This is a genomic window from Mesorhizobium sp. BH1-1-5, assembly GCF_020165615.1.
GTDB lineage: Bacteria > Pseudomonadota > Alphaproteobacteria > Rhizobiales > Rhizobiaceae > Mesorhizobium.
This window is the reverse complement of sequence record NZ_JAIUIM010000022.1, coordinates 62,761-79,970: the sequence shown is the minus strand read 5'-3', so window position 1 is coordinate 79,970 and position 17,210 is coordinate 62,761. Positions and strand designations below refer to the sequence as shown.

General features: G+C 64.4%; 14 protein-coding genes and 1 tRNA gene. 7 read left to right on the top strand and 8 right to left on the bottom strand.

All coding sequences use genetic code 11. From position 1 onward, the window contains the following. Nucleotides 1-7 precede the first annotated feature (7 nt). Together LB572_RS25595 and LB572_RS25590 are read right to left on the bottom strand one after the other, a co-directional pair. Nucleotides 8-1,771 carry a pilus assembly protein TadG-related protein gene (locus tag LB572_RS25595; protein ID WP_224669692.1) on the bottom strand — a complete coding sequence of 588 codons (1,764 nt, stop codon included), beginning with the start codon at nucleotides 1,769-1,771 and terminating at the stop codon, nucleotides 8-10. Beyond that, the gene (locus LB572_RS25590) at nucleotides 1,771-2,136 is read right to left on the bottom strand and encodes a TadE family protein (protein ID WP_263498329.1); all 366 of its coding nucleotides are present in this window, start codon (nucleotides 2,134-2,136) and stop codon (nucleotides 1,771-1,773) included. Before LB572_RS25590 ends, LB572_RS25595 begins: the two co-directional genes overlap by 1 nt. Before the next feature lie 375 nt (nucleotides 2,137-2,511). On the opposite strand from LB572_RS25590, the gene LB572_RS25585 reads away from it, so the two are divergent. The 4 genes from LB572_RS25585 (at nucleotide 2,512) to LB572_RS25570 (ending at nucleotide 7,951) form a co-directional block, all read left to right on the top strand. Further along, nucleotides 2,512-4,104, top strand: coding sequence for a peptide ABC transporter substrate-binding protein (locus LB572_RS25585; protein WP_140803422.1), 1,593 nt, complete (start codon nucleotides 2,512-2,514; stop codon nucleotides 4,102-4,104). A gap of 175 nt (nucleotides 4,105-4,279) precedes the next feature. Next, nucleotides 4,280-5,203 carry an ABC transporter permease subunit gene (locus tag LB572_RS25580; protein WP_224669690.1) on the top strand — a complete coding sequence of 308 codons (924 nt, stop codon included), beginning with the start codon at nucleotides 4,280-4,282 and terminating at the stop codon, nucleotides 5,201-5,203. Then, entirely contained in the window at nucleotides 5,196-6,320 is a 1,125-nt protein-coding gene (locus LB572_RS25575; RefSeq protein ID WP_140803424.1) for an ABC transporter permease, read from the top strand. The genes LB572_RS25580 and LB572_RS25575 overlap by 8 nt, the downstream gene beginning before the upstream one ends. Before the next feature lie 14 nt (nucleotides 6,321-6,334). After that, on the top strand, nucleotides 6,335-7,951 hold the full coding sequence (locus LB572_RS25570; protein WP_224669689.1) for an ABC transporter ATP-binding protein: 1,617 nt from the start codon (nucleotides 6,335-6,337) through the stop codon (nucleotides 7,949-7,951). A gap of 23 nt (nucleotides 7,952-7,974) precedes the next feature. Here LB572_RS25570 and LB572_RS25565 read toward each other — a convergent pair whose 3' ends face one another. Next, on the bottom strand, nucleotides 7,975-8,304 hold the full coding sequence (locus LB572_RS25565; RefSeq protein ID WP_224669688.1) for a hypothetical protein: 330 nt from the start codon (nucleotides 8,302-8,304) through the stop codon (nucleotides 7,975-7,977). 207 nt (nucleotides 8,305-8,511) lie between these two features. Between LB572_RS25565 and LB572_RS25560 the strand changes: the two genes are divergently transcribed. After that, nucleotides 8,512-9,057 (top strand): glycosyltransferase, encoded by a 546-nt coding sequence (locus tag LB572_RS25560; RefSeq protein ID WP_224669687.1) that lies wholly within the window; start codon nucleotides 8,512-8,514, stop codon nucleotides 9,055-9,057. 128 nt (nucleotides 9,058-9,185) lie between these two features. On the opposite strand, the gene LB572_RS25555 is transcribed toward LB572_RS25560, so the two are convergent. From LB572_RS25555 to LB572_RS25545, 3 genes are all read right to left on the bottom strand, one after another. Beyond that, entirely contained in the window at nucleotides 9,186-9,509 is a 324-nt protein-coding gene (locus LB572_RS25555) for an Hpt domain-containing protein (protein ID WP_224669686.1), read from the bottom strand. Nucleotides 9,510-9,596: 87 nt separating this feature from the next. Beyond that, nucleotides 9,597-9,673, bottom strand: a tRNA-Pro gene (locus tag LB572_RS25550). A 203-nt stretch (nucleotides 9,674-9,876) separates the two neighbouring features. Then, complete coding sequence (locus LB572_RS25545) at nucleotides 9,877-10,755, bottom strand: NmrA/HSCARG family protein (RefSeq protein ID WP_224669685.1); 879 nt, start codon at nucleotides 10,753-10,755, stop codon at nucleotides 9,877-9,879. Nucleotides 10,756-10,854: 99 nt separating this feature from the next. Between LB572_RS25545 and LB572_RS25540 the strand changes: the two genes are divergently transcribed. Together LB572_RS25540 and LB572_RS25535 are read left to right on the top strand one after the other, a co-directional pair. Next, nucleotides 10,855-11,754 carry a LysR family transcriptional regulator gene (locus LB572_RS25540; protein ID WP_224669684.1) on the top strand — a complete coding sequence of 300 codons (900 nt, stop codon included), beginning with the start codon at nucleotides 10,855-10,857 and terminating at the stop codon, nucleotides 11,752-11,754. Nucleotides 11,755-11,800: 46 nt separating this feature from the next. Then, entirely contained in the window at nucleotides 11,801-14,041 is a 2,241-nt protein-coding gene (locus LB572_RS25535) for an AGE family epimerase/isomerase (RefSeq protein ID WP_224669683.1), read from the top strand. On the opposite strand, the gene betB is transcribed toward LB572_RS25535, so the two are convergent. Beyond that, nucleotides 14,035-15,498, bottom strand: coding sequence for a betaine-aldehyde dehydrogenase (gene betB, locus LB572_RS25530; protein ID WP_224669682.1), 1,464 nt, complete (start codon nucleotides 15,496-15,498; stop codon nucleotides 14,035-14,037). The two genes, LB572_RS25535 and betB, sit on opposite strands and share 7 nt — an antisense overlap. Nucleotides 15,499-15,554: 56 nt before the next feature. After that, complete coding sequence (betA, locus tag LB572_RS25525) at nucleotides 15,555-17,207, bottom strand: choline dehydrogenase (RefSeq protein ID WP_224669681.1); 1,653 nt, start codon at nucleotides 17,205-17,207, stop codon at nucleotides 15,555-15,557. Nucleotides 17,208-17,210 lie beyond the last annotated feature (3 nt).

The following is a 17,210-nucleotide window of genomic DNA, read 5'->3' as shown; positions in this document are numbered from 1 at the left end:
ACGGCCGCTACTGCACCAGCACGGAGCGTCCGCAGGTCGCGCCGGTCACCCGCACATCGGCCTCGCCGACCCGGATGCCAAGCGCGCCGAGCACATTGTAGAGCAGGCTGTCGACCGGCGCGGTCACACCGTTGAGCAGTGTCGTCACGGCCGGCTTCACCGTACCCAAGAGCGCGGTGAGGTCGATGTCCAGGCCAAGCGCGTTGACCGTCAGCGACAGATTGTTGACCAGCGACGTGGTGAGCGACTGCGTCAGGTTCCTGGTCGACACCGTCTTGATCGCCTTGTTGCTGATGTCGGTGGCGTTGAACGTCAGGTTCGTCGGCGCCATGTTGGTGACGTTGAAGTAAGACGATCCATTGATCTGTATCAGGCTGAGATTGATCAGCAGAAGCCTCAGGCTGACATCGGCGATTTCCGCATCGGAGAAGGACTGCGGCTTGGTGAAATCGGCGAAACCGCTGCCGCTGCTGTTGGCGAGATGCGCGGCGACCACGCCGGGTTGGGCGGCGATCGAAACCTGGATGCTGGACGGCCCGGTCGGACAGGTGATGTCGGTCAGCTTGGCCTCGGCATAGGCGACCTCGACATTGAGCGGCAGATTGACCTTGAGCAGGCTGATGCCGCCGCCGAGATTGGTGTTGCCCAGACCGACGCTGGCATTGAGCTTGATGCGCGTCTGCGCCGTGCGGACCACCGTGCCCGCTTGGCCCACCGCCAGCCAGGGCGTGGCCTGCGGCGGTTCGCCGATGGCGACGGCAAGCGTGGTCGACAACAGGCCGGGTATCGTGGCGCCGAGATCGACCGCGACCTGATTGTTGCCGTTGGCCAAGGCGGCCGCGGCGCTCAGCATGCTGAGCGCGCTCGCCGCGACGTTGAGCCCTGGCGGCTTTTGCCCGATGCCGAGATTGCCGACGGAACCGAGATCGACAAGCGTGTCGAGCGGAATCTTGACGGTGTTGGTGGCGCTGGAGGCCATCGTCTGCAGCGCGAGCTTGGCCGTCCGGTCGAGCCCGGGCACGTTGGCCATGGCCGTGGCGATCTGTCCGACCGTTGCCTTGGAGGCGAGCACGTCATTGTAGGAGACGCCGGTCAGGTGCAGTTGCGTCGCCAGCGCATCGGTGAACGAAAGAACGTCGATATCGGCCGACAGCAGCGAATTGTAATCCATCACGCTGAGCGAGATGCTGCTGCCGAGAAGGCCGCCGAGAAGCGCGTTGAGAATGCCGCCATTGAGGCTGGCAAGCCGCGAGCCGACCGAAAAAGCCGCTTGTGGCTGCGCGCTGGCGATAGCGGTCGTGCCAAGAGTGGGCGGCGACATGATCGAGCCGGCGAAATAGAGCGTGCCCTGCTTCTTCAACGACACCTGCACGGCATTGTAGGGCACCTTGCCCGCCTCGAACCGGCTGCCGGCGGCAATGGTGCTGATGCCTGTGTAGCGCCCCGGCACGATCTGGACGACCGCCTTGCTGGCGGTTGGCGCCACTGTGGTGCCCTGTTGCTGTACGGCGACCGAGGTGATGCCGTTGTCGGCGAGCGTCGTCAGCACCGCCTGCTGGGCATTGGTGATGTTCGAGGCTGCGGTGATGGCGGCAAGGTCGACGATCGACTGCGCGGCGCGGCGCTCGTTGTAGAGTGAACCTTCGTCGATCGCGAAGGCGGTCAGCGCGAGCGCCACCGGCGTGCACAGCGCCGTCATGACGGCGAAGTTCGCGCTACGGTCAGCGACGAGCCTTCTCGTCGCCGCCATCAATCCCCCCTTGATGGGCATCATATCCCTCCGACACGGATCGTCGACTGGCGCTGGATCGTCGTGCCCGGCAGCGGCAGCGTCTTGAACAGGTTCCAGATCGGCAGGTTGCGGGCATCGTAGGTGACCGAAACGACGAACTGGCTGCCGTCGGCGACGCTGTCCTGCGCGTTGACGGTCAGCTTGTTGGGATCGACGAAGGGATAGCCCGAGACGTCGTGAGCGATGAAATCGGTGACCAGTGCCTGGCGTTCGGTCTGGTTCAGGCCGGCAATCGCCGTGCGCGCCGCGTCGGCCGCGATCTGCTGTATGGAATGGCTGGCGCCGAAATAGACCCCGTATGCAACCATGCCGAGCAGGAGCAGGATGAAGATCGGCGCGAGCATGGCGAATTCGATTGCTGACGTGCCCGTGGCGTCAGCCCAGAAACGAGACCACGAAACGGGGAATTTTCGGTTTTTCAGCATGATGCTGAGAATGCCAAAACCTGCCTGCAAAAACAGAAAACGCGTCGAACAACCGGCAGGTGTGCCAAGTTGAAGGTAAGCTCTAAGCTTTAGGCTCCGCTGTTTTAGCGTGATGACGCTCACTTTGCGTCAAGCAGGCAATGGTTGAAATAAGATTTCGCTCTGTCTAGTCTCCTGCCACCAGCCCCCGGAACGGACCGGAGGCACGCCTGAAACGGGGCCGTTTCAACGGTTCCGGGGTGTCAAAACTTAAAAAGGCGCGGCTGAGGGGCTGCGCCGACAGGGAGAGACTTCATGCTGAAAAACATGCTGAAGGCGACGGTGTTCGCCACCACCATGGCTCTGGCAACGGGCTCCTTTTACACGCATGCTTTTGCCGAAGTGGTCTACAACCGCGGCAGCGCCGCGGAGCCGGAATCGGTCGATCCGCACAAGACCTCGACCGTCTACGAAGCCAATATCCTGCGCGATCTGTTCCAGGGCTTGGTGATGCAGGACGAGAAGGCCAACCTCATCCCGGGCGCCGCCGAAAGCTGGACCGTCTCGGACGACGGCACCGTCTACACCTTCAAGCTGCGCAAGGACGGCGTGTGGTCCGACGGGACCCCGGTCACCGCGGACGACTTCGTCTTTGCCTTCCACCGCCTGGAAGATCCGGCGACCGGCGCTGAATACGCCTCGATGCTCTATCCGGTGAAAGGGGCCGAGGACTTCAACACCAAGAAAGGCAAGCCCGAGGACATGGGCGTGAAGGCGGTCGACGCCAACACCCTGGAAGTGACGCTGAAGGCGCCGACGCCCTACTTCCTGGAGATGCTGACCCACCAGGCGACCTATCCGGTCAACAAGGCCTCGATGGACAAGCTCGGCGCCGATTGGATCAAGCCCGGCAACCTCGTCTCCAACGGCGCCTATACGCTCGCCGAATGGGTGCCCAACGACCATCTCAAGCTCGTCAAGAACCCGAAATTCTGGGACGCCGCCAGCGTCAAGATCGACACCGTCAATTACATCCCCACCGAGGACCGCTCCTCGGCCATGAAGCGCTTCGAGGCCGGCGAGCTCGACAGCTATGACGATCTGCCTACCGAACAATTGGCGGACCTCAAGACCAAGTTCGGCGACCAGATCAAGGTCGGCCCATATCTCGGCACCTATTACTACGCCATCAAGACCGACAAGGAGCCTTGGAACAACGTCGAGCTGCGCAACGCCATCTCGATGGCGATCGACCGCGACTTCCTGGCCGAGAAGGTCTGGCAGAACTCCATGCTGCCTGGCTATTCGATGGTGCCTCCGGGCATCGAAGGCTACACGCCGGCGATGGCCAAATACGCCGACATGCCGCAGATCGACCGCGAGGACGAGGCCAAGAAGATCCTGGAAAAGCTCGGCTACACGCCCGAGCATCCGCTGAAGATGGAAATCCGCTACAACACCTCGGAGAACCATAAGAACACGGCGGTCGCCATCCAGGAACAGCTGAAACCGCTCGGCGTCGAGGTGACGTTGCTCAACACCGACACCAAGACCCATTACGGCTTCCTCGAGCAGAAGGGCAATTACGACGTCGCCCGCGCCGCCTGGATCGCCGACTACAAGGATCCCGAGACCTTCCTCGGCATCTCGCGCAAGGCGAGCGGCAACAACTATTCCGATTATGACAGCCCGGCCTACGAGGCAGCGATGGACAAGGCGGCAGCCGCCGGCGGCAAGCCCGAAGATCGCATGAAGGACCTCGCCGCGGCCGAGCGCATCCTCGTCGACGATGTCGGCCAGATCCCGCTGCTCTACTACAGCTACCACGACATCGTGTCCTCGAAGCTGCATGGCTTCACGGACAACGTGATGGACGTTCATCCGTCCCGCTTCATCTCCAAGGACTGACAATCAACCTTGGCCGTGCCGCCGCTATCTTTCGATGGCGGCGGTGCGGTCTGTCGTCGTGCCGGGCCGAAAGTCGGGTTGGATTTTCGGGAATCCCGGTGCGAAGATCAGAGATGCCGGCGCGCCACGGATCTTCGACTGGAGAGCCTGTCGCCCTGGCTGAAGCGGGGCGCCGATGCTGCGTTATGTCTTCCGGCGGTTGTTGACCGCCATTCCGACGCTATTCGTCATCGTGACGTTGGCGTTCTTCCTGATCCGCGTCGCGCCAGGCGGCCCGTTCAACCAGGAGAGGGGCTTGAGCCCCGAGATCAGGGCCAATCTCGAAGCCCAGTTCGGCCTCAACGATCCGCTCTGGCTGCAATATGTCCACTATCTCGGCAACCTTTTGCGCGGCAATTTCGGCCCGAGCTACAATCTGCCGGACTTCACCGTCACCGAGCTCTTCGCCAAGGGTCTGCCGATCTCGATCCAGATCGGCGCCTCGGCGCTGGTGCTGGCGCTATTGCTGGGCTCCATCCTCGGCACCATCGCCGCGCTCAACCAGAACAAGCTTGCCGACTACTCGGTGATTGCGTTGGCGACCGCCGGCAGCACCATCCCGACCTTCGTCATCGCGCCGGTGATCCAGCTCGTCTTCGGGCTCTCCTGGAAGCTTTTGCCGATCGGCGGCTGGGGCGACGGCGCCTTCGTCAACAAGGTCGGCCCGGTGCTGACGCTGGCCTTGCCGCAGATCGCCATCGTCGCGCGCCTGATGCGCGGCTCGATGATCGAGAGCTTGCGCTCGCACCATATTCGCACCGCCCGCGCGCTCGGCCTCTCCGACTGGTCGGTGGTGGTCAAGCACGCGCTGCGCGGCGCCGTGCTGCCGATCGTCTCCTTCACCGGCCCGGCGGCCGCGGCCCTCTTGACCGGCTCGGTCATCGTCGAGACGATCTTCTCCATCCCCGGGGTCGGCCGCTACTTCGTCGATGCCGCGCTCAACCGCGACTACACGCTGGTCATGGGAACCGTGGTGGTGATCGCGCTCTTCACTATCGTCTTCAACCTGATCGTCGACCTGCTCTACGCGGTCGTCGACCCGAGGGTGCGCTATGACTGACCTCGCCGTCGCCGTGCCCGAGCCGATCGTCGGCCGCTCGCTTTGGGGCAATGCCTGGGCGCGGCTCAAGCGCAACCGCGCCGCCATGCTCAGCCTCTACTACCTGGCTTTCATCGCCGTCATCAGCATTTGCGGTCCGTGGGTCGTGCCGCATGAATACACGACCATCTACGGCGACTATGTGCGCATGCCGCCGAGCGTCTCGGCCTATCCGAAACCCGACATGATCCAGGGTGCGCTGGGCGATGCCATCAAGCGCATGCGTGCCGACATCAAGGAATGGCACCAGGACGGCAATCGCGTCGTCGTCACCGTCACCTCGACCAAGCCGATCGACGATCGCAACATCCGCTATCTCGACCGCTCCGACGCCTTCGACGACACCAAGATCGAGAACAAGTCGCCCGACGGCCTCGAAGTGACGATGAGCTCGGCCGTGAAGCAGCAATATTTCTTCTTCGGCACCGACAACACCGGCCGCGACCTGCTCTCGCGCACGCTGATGGCGGGACGCATATCCTTGGCCATCGGCCTGCTTGCCGGCGTCGTCGCCGGCGTCATCGGCGTCATCTACGGCGCGACCGCGGGCTTCGCCGGCGGCAGGGTCGACGAGGTGATGATGCGCATCGTCGACGTGCTCTATTCGCTGCCCTTCATCTTCTTCGTCATCATGCTGGTGGTGTTCTTCGGTCGCAATTTCGTGCTGATGTTCCTGGCGGTGGGCGCGGTGCTGTGGCTCGACATGGCCCGCATCGTGCGCGGCCAGGCGCTGTCGATCCGCAGGCAGGAATATGTCCAGGCGGCGGAAGCCATGGGGGTCGGTCAGCGCGGCATCCTGCTGCGCCATGTCATTCCCAACCTGCTCGGGCCGGTCGTCATCTACATGACGCTCCTGGTGCCGCAGGTGATCATCCTGGAAAGCTTCCTCTCCTTCCTCGGTCTCGGCGTGCAGGAGCCGATGACCAGCTGGGGCGTGCTGATCTCGGTCGGCGCCAAGAACATCGGCTACGCCAACTGGCTGCTCCTGTTCCCGGCCTTCTTCCTCGTCTCGACGCTGTTCGCGCTGAACTTCGTCGGCGACGGCCTGCGCGACGCGCTCGACCCGAAAGATCGATAAAGGGGATCGCTGACATGGCTTCCGAAACGATCCTCACCGTCAAGGACCTGCGCGTCCGCTTCCAGACCCTCGACGGCACGGTCGAGGCGGTCAAGGGCATCAACATCAAGGTCAATGCCGGCGAGACGGTCGCCGTGGTCGGCGAATCCGGGTCCGGCAAGAGCCAGACGATGATGGCCGCGATGAACCTCTTGTCTTCCAACGGCGAGGCGACCGGCCATGTCGACTATCGCGGCCAGAACCTTCTGGCCATGTCGAAGAGCGAGCTCAACAAGGTGCGCGGCCGCAAGATCAGCATGATCTTCCAGGAGCCGATGACCTCGCTCGACCCGCTCTACACCATCGGCAACCAGCTGATGGAGCCGATCCGCCGGCATCGCGGGCTTTCCGCGACAGCCGCGCGGGAAGAAGCGCTGAAGCTCTTGCGGCTGGTGCATATCCCCGACCCCGAACGGCGCATGAAATCCTATCCGCACGAGATGTCGGGCGGCCAGCGGCAGCGCGTCATGATCGCCATGGCGCTGGCCAACGATCCCGACATCCTGATCGCCGACGAGCCGACGACGGCGCTCGACGTCACCATCCAGGCGCAGATCCTGATGCTGCTTGCCGAATTGCAGCGCAAGCTCGGCATGGCGATCGTCTTCATCACTCACGATCTCGGCATCGTGCGCCGCTTCGCCGACCGCGTCTACGTCATGCGCCAGGGCGAGGTGGTGGAGGAGGGCGGGGCGGAAGCGCTCTTCACCAACCCGCAGCATGCCTACACGAAGATGCTGCTTGCGGCCGAGCCGACCGGCACCAAGGCGGCGCCGCCGGCCAGTTCGCCAGTGCTGCTCGAAGGCCGCAATGTCGAGGTCGTCTTCAAGATCGGCGGCGGCTTCCTCGGCGGCGAGCCGCTGATGCTGCGCGCGGTGGACAGGATCTCGATCCGGCTGAAGCGCAACCAGACGATCGGCATCGTCGGCGAGTCGGGTTCGGGCAAGTCGACGCTCGGCCGCGCGCTGCTGAGGCTGCTCCCCAGCGACGGCGTCATCCGTTTCGGCGACCGTGACATCTCCGAGGCGGATCGCCAGGCGATGCGGCCGCTCAGGCGCGAATTGCAGCTCGTCTTCCAGGATCCATTCGGTTCCCTGTCGCCGCGCATGACCATCGGCCAGGTGATCACCGAAGGCCTTTTGGTGCACGAGCCCTCGCTTACCGGCAAGCAGCGCGACCAGCGCGCCGTCGAGGCGCTGCGCGAGGTCGGCCTCGATCCCAACGCCCGCAACCGCTACCCGCACGAATTCTCCGGCGGCCAGCGCCAGCGCATCGCCATTGCCCGCGCCATGATCCTGATGCCGAAAGTGGTGGTGCTGGACGAACCGACCTCGGCGCTCGACCGTTCCGTGCAGAAGCAGATCGTCGAGCTGCTGCGCAAGCTGCAGGCCGACCACGAATTGTCCTACCTGTTCATCAGCCACGACCTCGCGGTGGTACGCGCGATGGCCGACTACATCATCGTCATGAAGCAGGGAAAGATCGTCGAGGAAGGTCCGACCCAGGAAATCTTCGACAACCCGCGCGAGGCCTACACGCAGACGCTGATGAACGCGGCGATCGATTCGACACGGTTCCGCATGAGCGCCTGAAGGCCGGCTCCGTCAGGCTCGCGTCATCGCGGCGAGGGGCACCTCTGCCTCCGCGTCGCGACGATCACCTGCTGCTGTTGCTGCAGCCTGTCGATCCGGGCGGTTTCGCGATTGGCCACCGCTGTCTTCACGCGCTCGCCCCCGAGCAGCCAGCGTGGCACGCTGGTGCTGGCGACCCTGCCGCGGGCGATTGCCGTGCGCGAAATATCGGTGGCGGTGTCGCCGACCGCATTGTTGAGCTCGGGGCAGTTCATTTTGTCGTATTTCGCCGGGCTGATCGACGCCGTGGTCGATGAACAGCCTGCCGCCAGAAGCAGCGTCGCGATCGAAATGGCTGTAAGCTTGAACGTCATTCTCTCATTTAGCCACTCTGCCGGCTCCACGCTCCACGAACCAAGGACAGGACGTCATTAGGCCAAAGTAATGGCCGGCTGTCGAGCATAATGGATGGCGGCGGCCATTTCGGCTGCCTGTTCGAAGTGGAACCGTCAATGCGGAAGGCCACTCGAAGGAATCGCTCTCGAGGTTGAGGTCTGCGCTCAGGCGCCGAAGCGGTTGCCGTGGGCGGCTTCACCAAGGGCTCGATGGGCGAGGACCTCGACATCGTCATCAAGCTGCACCGCCACATGCGCGACAAGAAGCGCAAATACCGCATCCAGTTCATCCCCGAGCCGGTGTGCTGGACCGAGGCGCCGGAAACGCTGAGCGTGCTCGCCCGCCAGCGCTCGCGCTGGCAGCGCGGCGCGCTGGAATGCTTCTTCCGCTACCGTTCGATGCTGTTCAACCCGCGCTACGGCCGCGTCGGCTTCCTCGGCTTCGGCCACATCTTCATCGTCGACGTGCTCAGACCGATAGCGGAAGTGCTGGGCTATATACTGATCCCGGCCTTCTGGCTGCTCGGCATCCTGTCGGCCGAGTATCTCTTGGCCTTCACCGCGCTCGTCTTCACCTATGGCGTCAGCGTCAGCGTCTGTTCGCTGATCCTCGAAGAGGCCGAGCTGCAGCGCTTCCCCCGCGCCAGGGACCTCGCCGTGCTGACGGCCGTCGCCGTGATCGAGAATTTCGGCTACCGCCAGCTCAACAATTTCTGGCGCGTGAAAGGCTAGTGGCAGTTCCTGCGCGGCAACCAGGGCTGGGGAGAGATGACCCGGACCGGCCTCGGCGGCGCCAAGAAATAGGCGCGGCAGGCGGCATCAGCCCGGCGCCATTGGTGCCAGCGTCAACCCAGCGCCATTCACGCCAGCGTCCGCTCGATCTCCGCGATCAAGCCATCGAGCGCCGCCCGCACGCTTGCGCCATCCGCCTGCTCGATAAGCAGTGTCTCCAGCGCCGACGCCCGCGCGCTGATCTCCGCAAAGCCGAACGTGCCCGCGGCGCCGGCGAGCGAGTGGGCGAGCCGGATGAGCAGATCGTTGCCGGGGAGGGGAGCGGCCTGAAGCGCGATGGCTTTCAGCTCGGCGAGCTGATCGGTACAGCGGGCGAGGAAACGTTGGCGGAGCGGGGCGAAGGGATCGTTTGCGATGAGGCTGGCTCCATTGCGAGATATGCACGCGAGCAAGCTGGACCGAAAGGTTCGGGTCCTGTTCTATTCTTCTGCGGAGACATCCGTTAGCGGACTGCAATACCGCTAACCCATTGTCTTTTCTGGTCGGAGTGGCAGGATTTGAACCTGCGACCCCCTCGTCCCGAACGAGGTGCGCTACCAGACTGCGCTACACTCCGTGACCAGACCGCGGGCTTATAGCTGCCACTTTCCAATCCTGCAAGCGTCAATGACAGCACTTCTGTCGCATTTCGTCGGCTTTCGCCGTTGGCCGTTTTGACCTCGCGGCAGAGCAGGCGGGCCGGCTGCACCAAATGGGCAGCGGACCGACCCTTTGGATCGGCCGATCCGCGTTCATTGCGGCTCCTGGCACCCACCGTGCTCAGACGGCTGGCTGCGCTAGCACGCTCCAGTCGAATGCTTTCGCCCAGTCGGCAAAGCTGTGCCAGCGAACGTCCGGAAAATCCCGGCGCAAGGCCGCGATATCGACGTCGTAACCCTCGCGGTCGAACCATTCGAACATCAGCGCCGCATCCTCGCTTTGCTGGCGGGCCGCCGCGATCGGGATTTCCTGATAGGCGATCGGGCGGCCGATGACCTCCGACAGGATCCTGGCTTGCTCCTCGCCGGATAACTCGTCGCCGGCGAAATCGAAGCGCTTGCCGAACACCTTTTCGCGCCGCTCGGCGAGCGCTGCGACGAAGGCGCCGATGTCTGCCAACGCGACCAACTGCAAAAGGCGCTTGGTAGGGACGGGAAAGGCATGCGTGCCCTGGCTCAGCGCGCCGATCGACCACGGCGCGACAAAATTCTCCATGAAGGCGACCGGGGCGCTGATCGTATAGGGGATGCCCAGCCGCTCGATATGCTGCTCGACCCGATACTTGCTGTCGAAATGCGGAATGCCGGTGTTCCTGTCGGCGTCGGCGACCGACGAGTAGATCAAGTGACCGACGCCGGCAGCCTTTGCCGCGTCGGCCGCGATGATGCCTTGCCTCGTCTCTTCCTCCAGCCCGGCCTCATAGCTGTTCCCCATCAGGAACATAGTGTCGACTCCGCGTGCTGCCTTCACAATCGACGCCGCATCGGAGAGGTCGCCGGCCACGATTTCGGCGCCGTCTGCTGCCAGTTGCCGCGCGGCCTTACCATCCGGCGAGCGCGTCAGCGCTTTGACGCGATGCCCCTTTGAAAGCAGGACGCGCGCGACCGCGCCGCCTTGCTGGCCCGTGGCGCCGGTCACCAGAATGTCTTTTTTGGTCATTTCGTTTTGCTCCTTGTTGTCCATGGAGCGAAGTTAGGCGTTGCCAAATTGATGCATAATTGCCTATAATTGAAAAACTTTGTTCCATCTACAGATACAATGCTCGACCTCAACGACATCATGGTCTTTGCCCGCGTTGTGGAAGCCGGAAGCTTCACCGCCGCCGCGCGGCTGCTCGCGATGCCCAAGACGACGGTCAGCCGCCGCGTTGCCGCGCTCGAGCGCGAGGTGGGGATCCGGCTGTTGCAGCGCACGACTCGCAGTCTCGGCATGACTGACGCCGGCCGCCTCTATTACGAGCAGAGCAGCCAGGCGTTGCGCATGATCGAGCAGGCAAATCTGCGTCTTGCCGAAGCAAGGGCGGAACCGACAGGCACCATCCGCATTTCCGCGCCAGTCGGCTTCGGCCCTTATTTCCTCAACCGGGCCGTCCTCGACTTTCTCGACATGTATCCGAGGACCAAGATCGAGCTTCGGCTCACAGACGAGAGGCTAAACCTTGTCGAGGAGGGAATAGATCTCTCCTTCCGCACCGGCGTCCTGAAGGATTCGACGCTGATCGCTCGCAAGCTCGGCGCAGCGCCCAGGCTGCTCTGCGCCAGCCCGGACTACCTGGCGCGCAATGGAGCGCCGGGCACGCCGGCGGACCTGGCTGGCCACGATTGCGTGATTGCCGGGCCCTCGGCCGTCGGCGCCCACTGGGTGCTGGACGGTCCGGATGGGCAGGAGACGGTCACGGTGGCCGGGCGTTTCGCCGCCAACGAGATGCAGGCGGTCGTCACGGCCGCCCTTGCCGGTTACGGCATCGCCCAGATCCCCAATGCAATGGCGGAAACGCTGATAGGCGAGGGGCGGCTGCGCAGGGTTCTTGTCGGTCATACCACGCCCGTCGGCGGCCTTTATGTCCTCTATCCGAGCAGCCGGCATCTGTCGCCGCTGGTGAAGGCCTTCATCGATCTGGCAGCCGAGCGGATTTCCAAGCGTGTAAACACCGCTTAAAGCATCTGTGCTACCGGATCGGCCAACTTTTGAGCGTGAGACCCGAATGACCGAGCGCATCGTCAGTTTCGTTATGAGTGGCGGCGTCGGATCGCGGCTGTGGCCGTTGTCGCGCGAGGACAATCCCAAGCAGTTCCACGACTTCTCGGGCGATGGTTCCATGCTGGCCAAGACCTTGCGCCGGCTGGCGGCGCGTTCGCAAGGCGAGACGCCGATTTTCCTGATCGCCGCGGAACGTCACGCCGAGCGTGTCCATGCCGACCTCGCCGGTGTCGATCTGGCCGGCGGCGGACCGCTGTTCGAGCCGACGGGCCGCAACACCGCGGCCGCGGTGGCGCTTGCCAGCCTGCGCACGCTCTCCGAATATGGCGACGAGCTGGTGCTGGTGGTGCCGTCCGACCATGAGATCTCGACGTCTCACCAGTTCTGGCAAAGCATCGAGGCGGGCGCGGCTGCGGCAAATGCCGGCCGGCTCGTGGTGTTCGGCCTGAAACCGACACAGCCCGAGACGGGCTATGGCTATATCGAGGTCGGGGCCGGCAAGGACGGTGTCTTCGACGTCTCGCGCTTCGTCGAGAAGCCGGATGTCGCCGCCGCGCAGGCCTATCTCGACGCCGGCAGCTTCTACTGGAACACCGGCATCTTCCTGTTCCGCGCCGGCGCCATGCGCGATGCCTTCGCGGCCTACGAACCGAAAATCTGGCACGCGACGGAGGCCGCCTACAAGGCCGCGACCAGCGATCTGTCCGGCCTCTATATGCCGCTGGAACTCTATTCCGCGATTCCGTCGACCTCGATCGACTACGCCATCATGGAGCGCGCGAAAGACATCGCCATGGTGCCCGCCGGCTTCCGCTGGAACGACCTCGGCTCCTGGCAGTCGCTGCTCGATGTCGGCCCGTCCGACAAGCACGGCAACGTCATCCTGGGAGACGTCGTCGCCATCGATTGCGAGAACTCCTATATCCGCGGCGACGGTCGCCTGCTGTCGGCGATCGGCATGAAGGACGTGGCCATCGTCTCCACCGCCGACGCCACTTTCGTCGCGCCGGTCAGCCACAGCCAGCACGTCAAGAAGATCGTCGAGCAGCTGGAGAAATCCGGCCGGCTGGAGACCAGGTTCACGCCGGCGCATGACCGCGTCATCGAGAGCGGCGCCTGGCGGCGGCGCGTACGCCACTGGCTGTTCGACGAGACATTGCCGCTATGGTCGACCCTTGGCGTCGACGAACGCCATGGCGGCTTCCACGAGGCGCTGGGCTTCGATGCTTCGCCGCTGATGAAGCCGAAGCGCATGCGCACGCAGGCGCGTCAGGTCTATGCCTTCGCGGTGGCCAAGGAGCGCGGCTGGGACGGCCCGGCGGACCGGCTGATCGCGCACGGCATCGACTTCATGGCGGGGCAGGGCCGCACCGGGCGTGGCGGCTGGGTGCGCACGCTCAACATCGACGGTTCGGTCGCCGATCCGGTGGAGGACGCCTACGATCATTCCTGCGTGCTGCTGGCGCTGGCGCATGCCCATATGTCGGGCCATCCAGACGCGTTGCGGCTCGGCGAGGAGACGTTCGCCTTCCTCGATGCGCATCTCGAAGATGCCCGCATGACCGGCTTCCTGGAAACCTCAGACGGCGCGGAGGAACGGCGTTCCAACCCGCACATGCATCTGCTCGAAGCCTTCCTCGCCTGGCACAAGGCGACGGGCGAGCGCGCATATCTGCGCCGCGCGGCGCGCATCATCGACCTTTTCCGCAGCCATTTCTTCGATGCCGAGAGCTGGACGCTCGGCGAATATTTCGACGAGGGCTGGAAGCCGGCGGCGGGCGAGAAGCGGATCTGGACCGAGCCTGGCCATCATTTCGAATGGGCTTCGCTGCTGGTCGACTTTGCTGCCCGCAGCGGCCAGAGCGAACTCACCGCCTTCGCCCGCAAGCTCTACGCATCGGCCATTGCCAACGGCCTCAACCGCGCCACCGGCCTTGCCTATGGCGCGGTCTCGCGCCAGGGCCTGCCGCTCGACACGGTCTCGCGCAGCTGGCCGCAGGCCGAGGCGATCAAGGCGGCGATCGCGCTCGACGGCTCGGGCGGTCCGGATCTCAAGCCCGAGATCGAGGCGCGCGTCGGCCGCCTGTTCCGCTGGCACATCGACCCGGCGCCGCTCGGCCTGTGGATCGACCGCATCGACGAGCGCGGCCGCTCGCTGGCAACCGAGGTGCCGGCGAGCATCTTCTACCATCTGGTCTGTGCGCTGACGCAGTATCTGGACGGGACGGCGGAGAAGTCTCAGTAAGGCGCCGCCACGTCCCCGGTCTCGACATAGACCGCCTTCAGCTGCGAATAATGCGCCAGCGCGGCAAGCGAATTCTCGCGGCCGATGCCGGACTGCTTGACGCCGCCGAAGGGCATTTCCACGGGCGTCAGATTGTAGGCGTTGATCCAGCAGGTGCCGGCCTGCAGCTCGGCGATCACCCGATGCGCGCGCGGCAGGTCGCGCGTGAACACGCCGGCCGCCAGCCCGAATTCGGTGTCGTTGGCGCGCTCGATCACCTCGTCTTCGCTGTCGAACTTCAAGACGCTCATCACCGGCCCGAAGATTTCCTCGCGCGCGATGCGCATGGTGTCGGTCACACCGGTGAACACCGTCGGCTCGATGAAGAAGCCGCCCTCGAAACCTTGCAGCGACGGCACGTTGCCGCCGCAGGCGAGGCTCGCTCCGTCCTGCTTGCCGGCTTCGATATAGGAGACGACCTTGTCCTGCTGCGCCTTGTTGACCAGCGGCCCCATCTGCGTTTCCGGATCGAGCGGATCGCCGATGCGGATCTTTTTCGTCCGCTCGACCAGCCGTTCGACGAGACGGTCATGCAGGCCCTTCTGCACAAAGACGCGCGTGCCGTTGGAGCAGATCTGGCCGGTCGAATAGAAATTGCCGAGCATGGCGCCGCCGATGGCGTTTTCGAGATCGGCGTCGTCGAAGACGATGAGCGGCGACTTGCCGCCGAGCTCCATCGTCGCGTGCTTCATCTTCAAGCCGGCGAGCGACAGCACCTTGCGGCCCGTCGGCACCGAACCGGTCACCGAGACTTTTGCCACGACGTCATGGCCGACGAGGCCGGCGCCGACATCGCCATAACCCTGCACGACATTGAACAGTCCGTCGGGCAGGCCGGCCTCCGAGTAGATCTCGGCCAGCGCCAGGGCTGACAGAGGGGTGTTCTCCGACGGCTTGAACACCATGGCGTTGCCCATGGCCAAAGCCGGCGCCGACTTCCAGCCGGCGATCTGGATCGGGTAGTTCCAGGCGCCGATGCCGACGCAGACGCCGAGCGGCTCCCGCCGCGTATAGGCGAAAGGCCCGCCGAGATCGATCATCTCGCCGTTGAAGGCGGCGATCGCGCCAGCGAAATATTCCAGGCAGTCGGCGGCCGACGGCGTATCCGCCACCAGCGTCTCCTGGATCGCCTTGCCGGTGTCGAGCGTCTCGATCCGCGCCAGATCGGCATTGCGCGCGCGCAGGATGTCGGCTGCACGGCGCAGGATGCGGCCGCGCTCGACCGGCTTCAGCCGCGCCCAGGCCGGCTGCGCGGCCCGCGCGGCTTCGATCGCAAGCTCCAGCACGTTCGAGGTCGCCGAATGCAAGGTGGCGATGGTCTCGCCAGTCGCCGGATAGATCACCGGCAGTGGCGCGCCGCCTTCGTCTTCGATGTAGCGGCCATTGACATAATGCGATGCCGTCGGCTGGGCGCGCATGGCTTTTCTCCGTTCTTTGGTCGCTGGGCGGGGAGGGCGCCCGCCCCGACAATGCCCTATCGGTCCGCCACCTGCCAGCGCGGATTGATCCACGGTTCCTGGTTGGATGGCGCCAGCGGCGTGCGGCCGAGGATGTGGTCGGACGCCTTCTCGCCGGTCATGATCGAGGGCGCGTTGAGGTTGCCGTTGGTCACCCGCGGGAAGATCGAGGAGTCGGCGACGCGCAAGCCTCCGACGCCGATCACCCGGCATTCCGGATCGACGACGCTGGTCAGGTCGTCGGCGCGGCCCATCCGGCAAGTGCCGCAGGGATGATAGGCGCTTTCGGCATGGTCGCGGATGAAGGTGTCGAGCTCGTCATCCGACTGCACTTGGCTGCCCGGCGAAATCTCCTTGCCACGGAAACCGTCGAACGCCTTCTGGCCGAAGATCTCGCGCGTCAGCCGGATGCAGTGGCGGAACTCGCTCCAGTCGTCCGGATGCGACATGTAGTTGAAGCGGATCATCGGCTTGGTCTTGGGATCTGGCGAACGCAGCGTCACCGAGCCGCGCGACTTCGAGCGCATCGGCCCGACATGCGCCTGGAAGCCATGCGACTTCGCCGCCGACTTGCCGTCATAGCGCACCGCCGCCGGGATGAAGTGGTACTGGATATCGGGGTAGTCGATGCCGGCCCGCGAGCGCACGAAGGCGGCCGCCTCGAAATGGTTGGTGGCGCCAAGCCCGGTCTTGAAGAACAGCCACTGCGCGCCGATCAACGCCTTGGAGAAAGGGTTGAGCACCGAGTTCAGCGTGATCGGCTTGGTCGATTCCTGCTGGATGTAAAGCTCCAAATGATCCTGCAGGTTGGCGCCGACGCCTGGACGGTCGGCGATCACTCGGATGCCGTTTTCCTGCAAATGCGCGCCTGGGCCGATGCCAGACAGCATGAGGATCTTCGGCGAATTGATCGACGAGGCCGCGACGATCACCTCGCGTCGCGCCTTAACGACCTGAATCTGTTTGTTAGCTTCGATCTCGACACCGATCGCGCGTTGATTCTCGATCACCACGCGCCGCGCGAAACCCTTGAGCAGGCTAACATTTCCGCGTTTCAGAGCCGGCTTCAGATAGGCGTTCGCCGCCGACCAGCGGCGGCCGCCCAGAATGGTCTGCTCCATCGCCCCGAAACCTTCCTGCTTCGAGCCGTTATAGTCGTCGGTGAGTTCGAAACCGGCTTGGCGGCCCGCCTCGACAAAGGCGCCGTAGAGCGGATTTTTCCGCGTGCCGCGCTGCACATGCAACGGTCCGCTTTTGCCCCGCCAGCCATCCTCGCCGCCGTCGGAATCCTCCATGCGCTTGAAGTAGGGGAGCACGTCGGCGAACGCCCAGCCGGCTGCGCCCTGGTCGGCCCAGTGGTCGAAGTCATGCGCATGGCCACGCACATAGACCATGCCGTTGATCGAGGAGGAACCGCCGATCACCTTGCCGCGCGGCGTGGCAAGCACGCGCCCGCCGAGATGCGGCTCGGGCTCGCTGGCGAAACCCCAGTCGTAAAGGCTCATGTTGAGCGGGATCGACAGCGCCGACGGCATCTGGATCAGCGGCCCCATATCGGTGCCGCCGAACTCGATGACGATCACCGAGTGCTTGCCGTCTTCCGACAGCCGGTAGGCCATGGCCGAGCCGGCGGAGCCGGAGCCGATGATGACGAAATCCGCTTCAAGCATTGT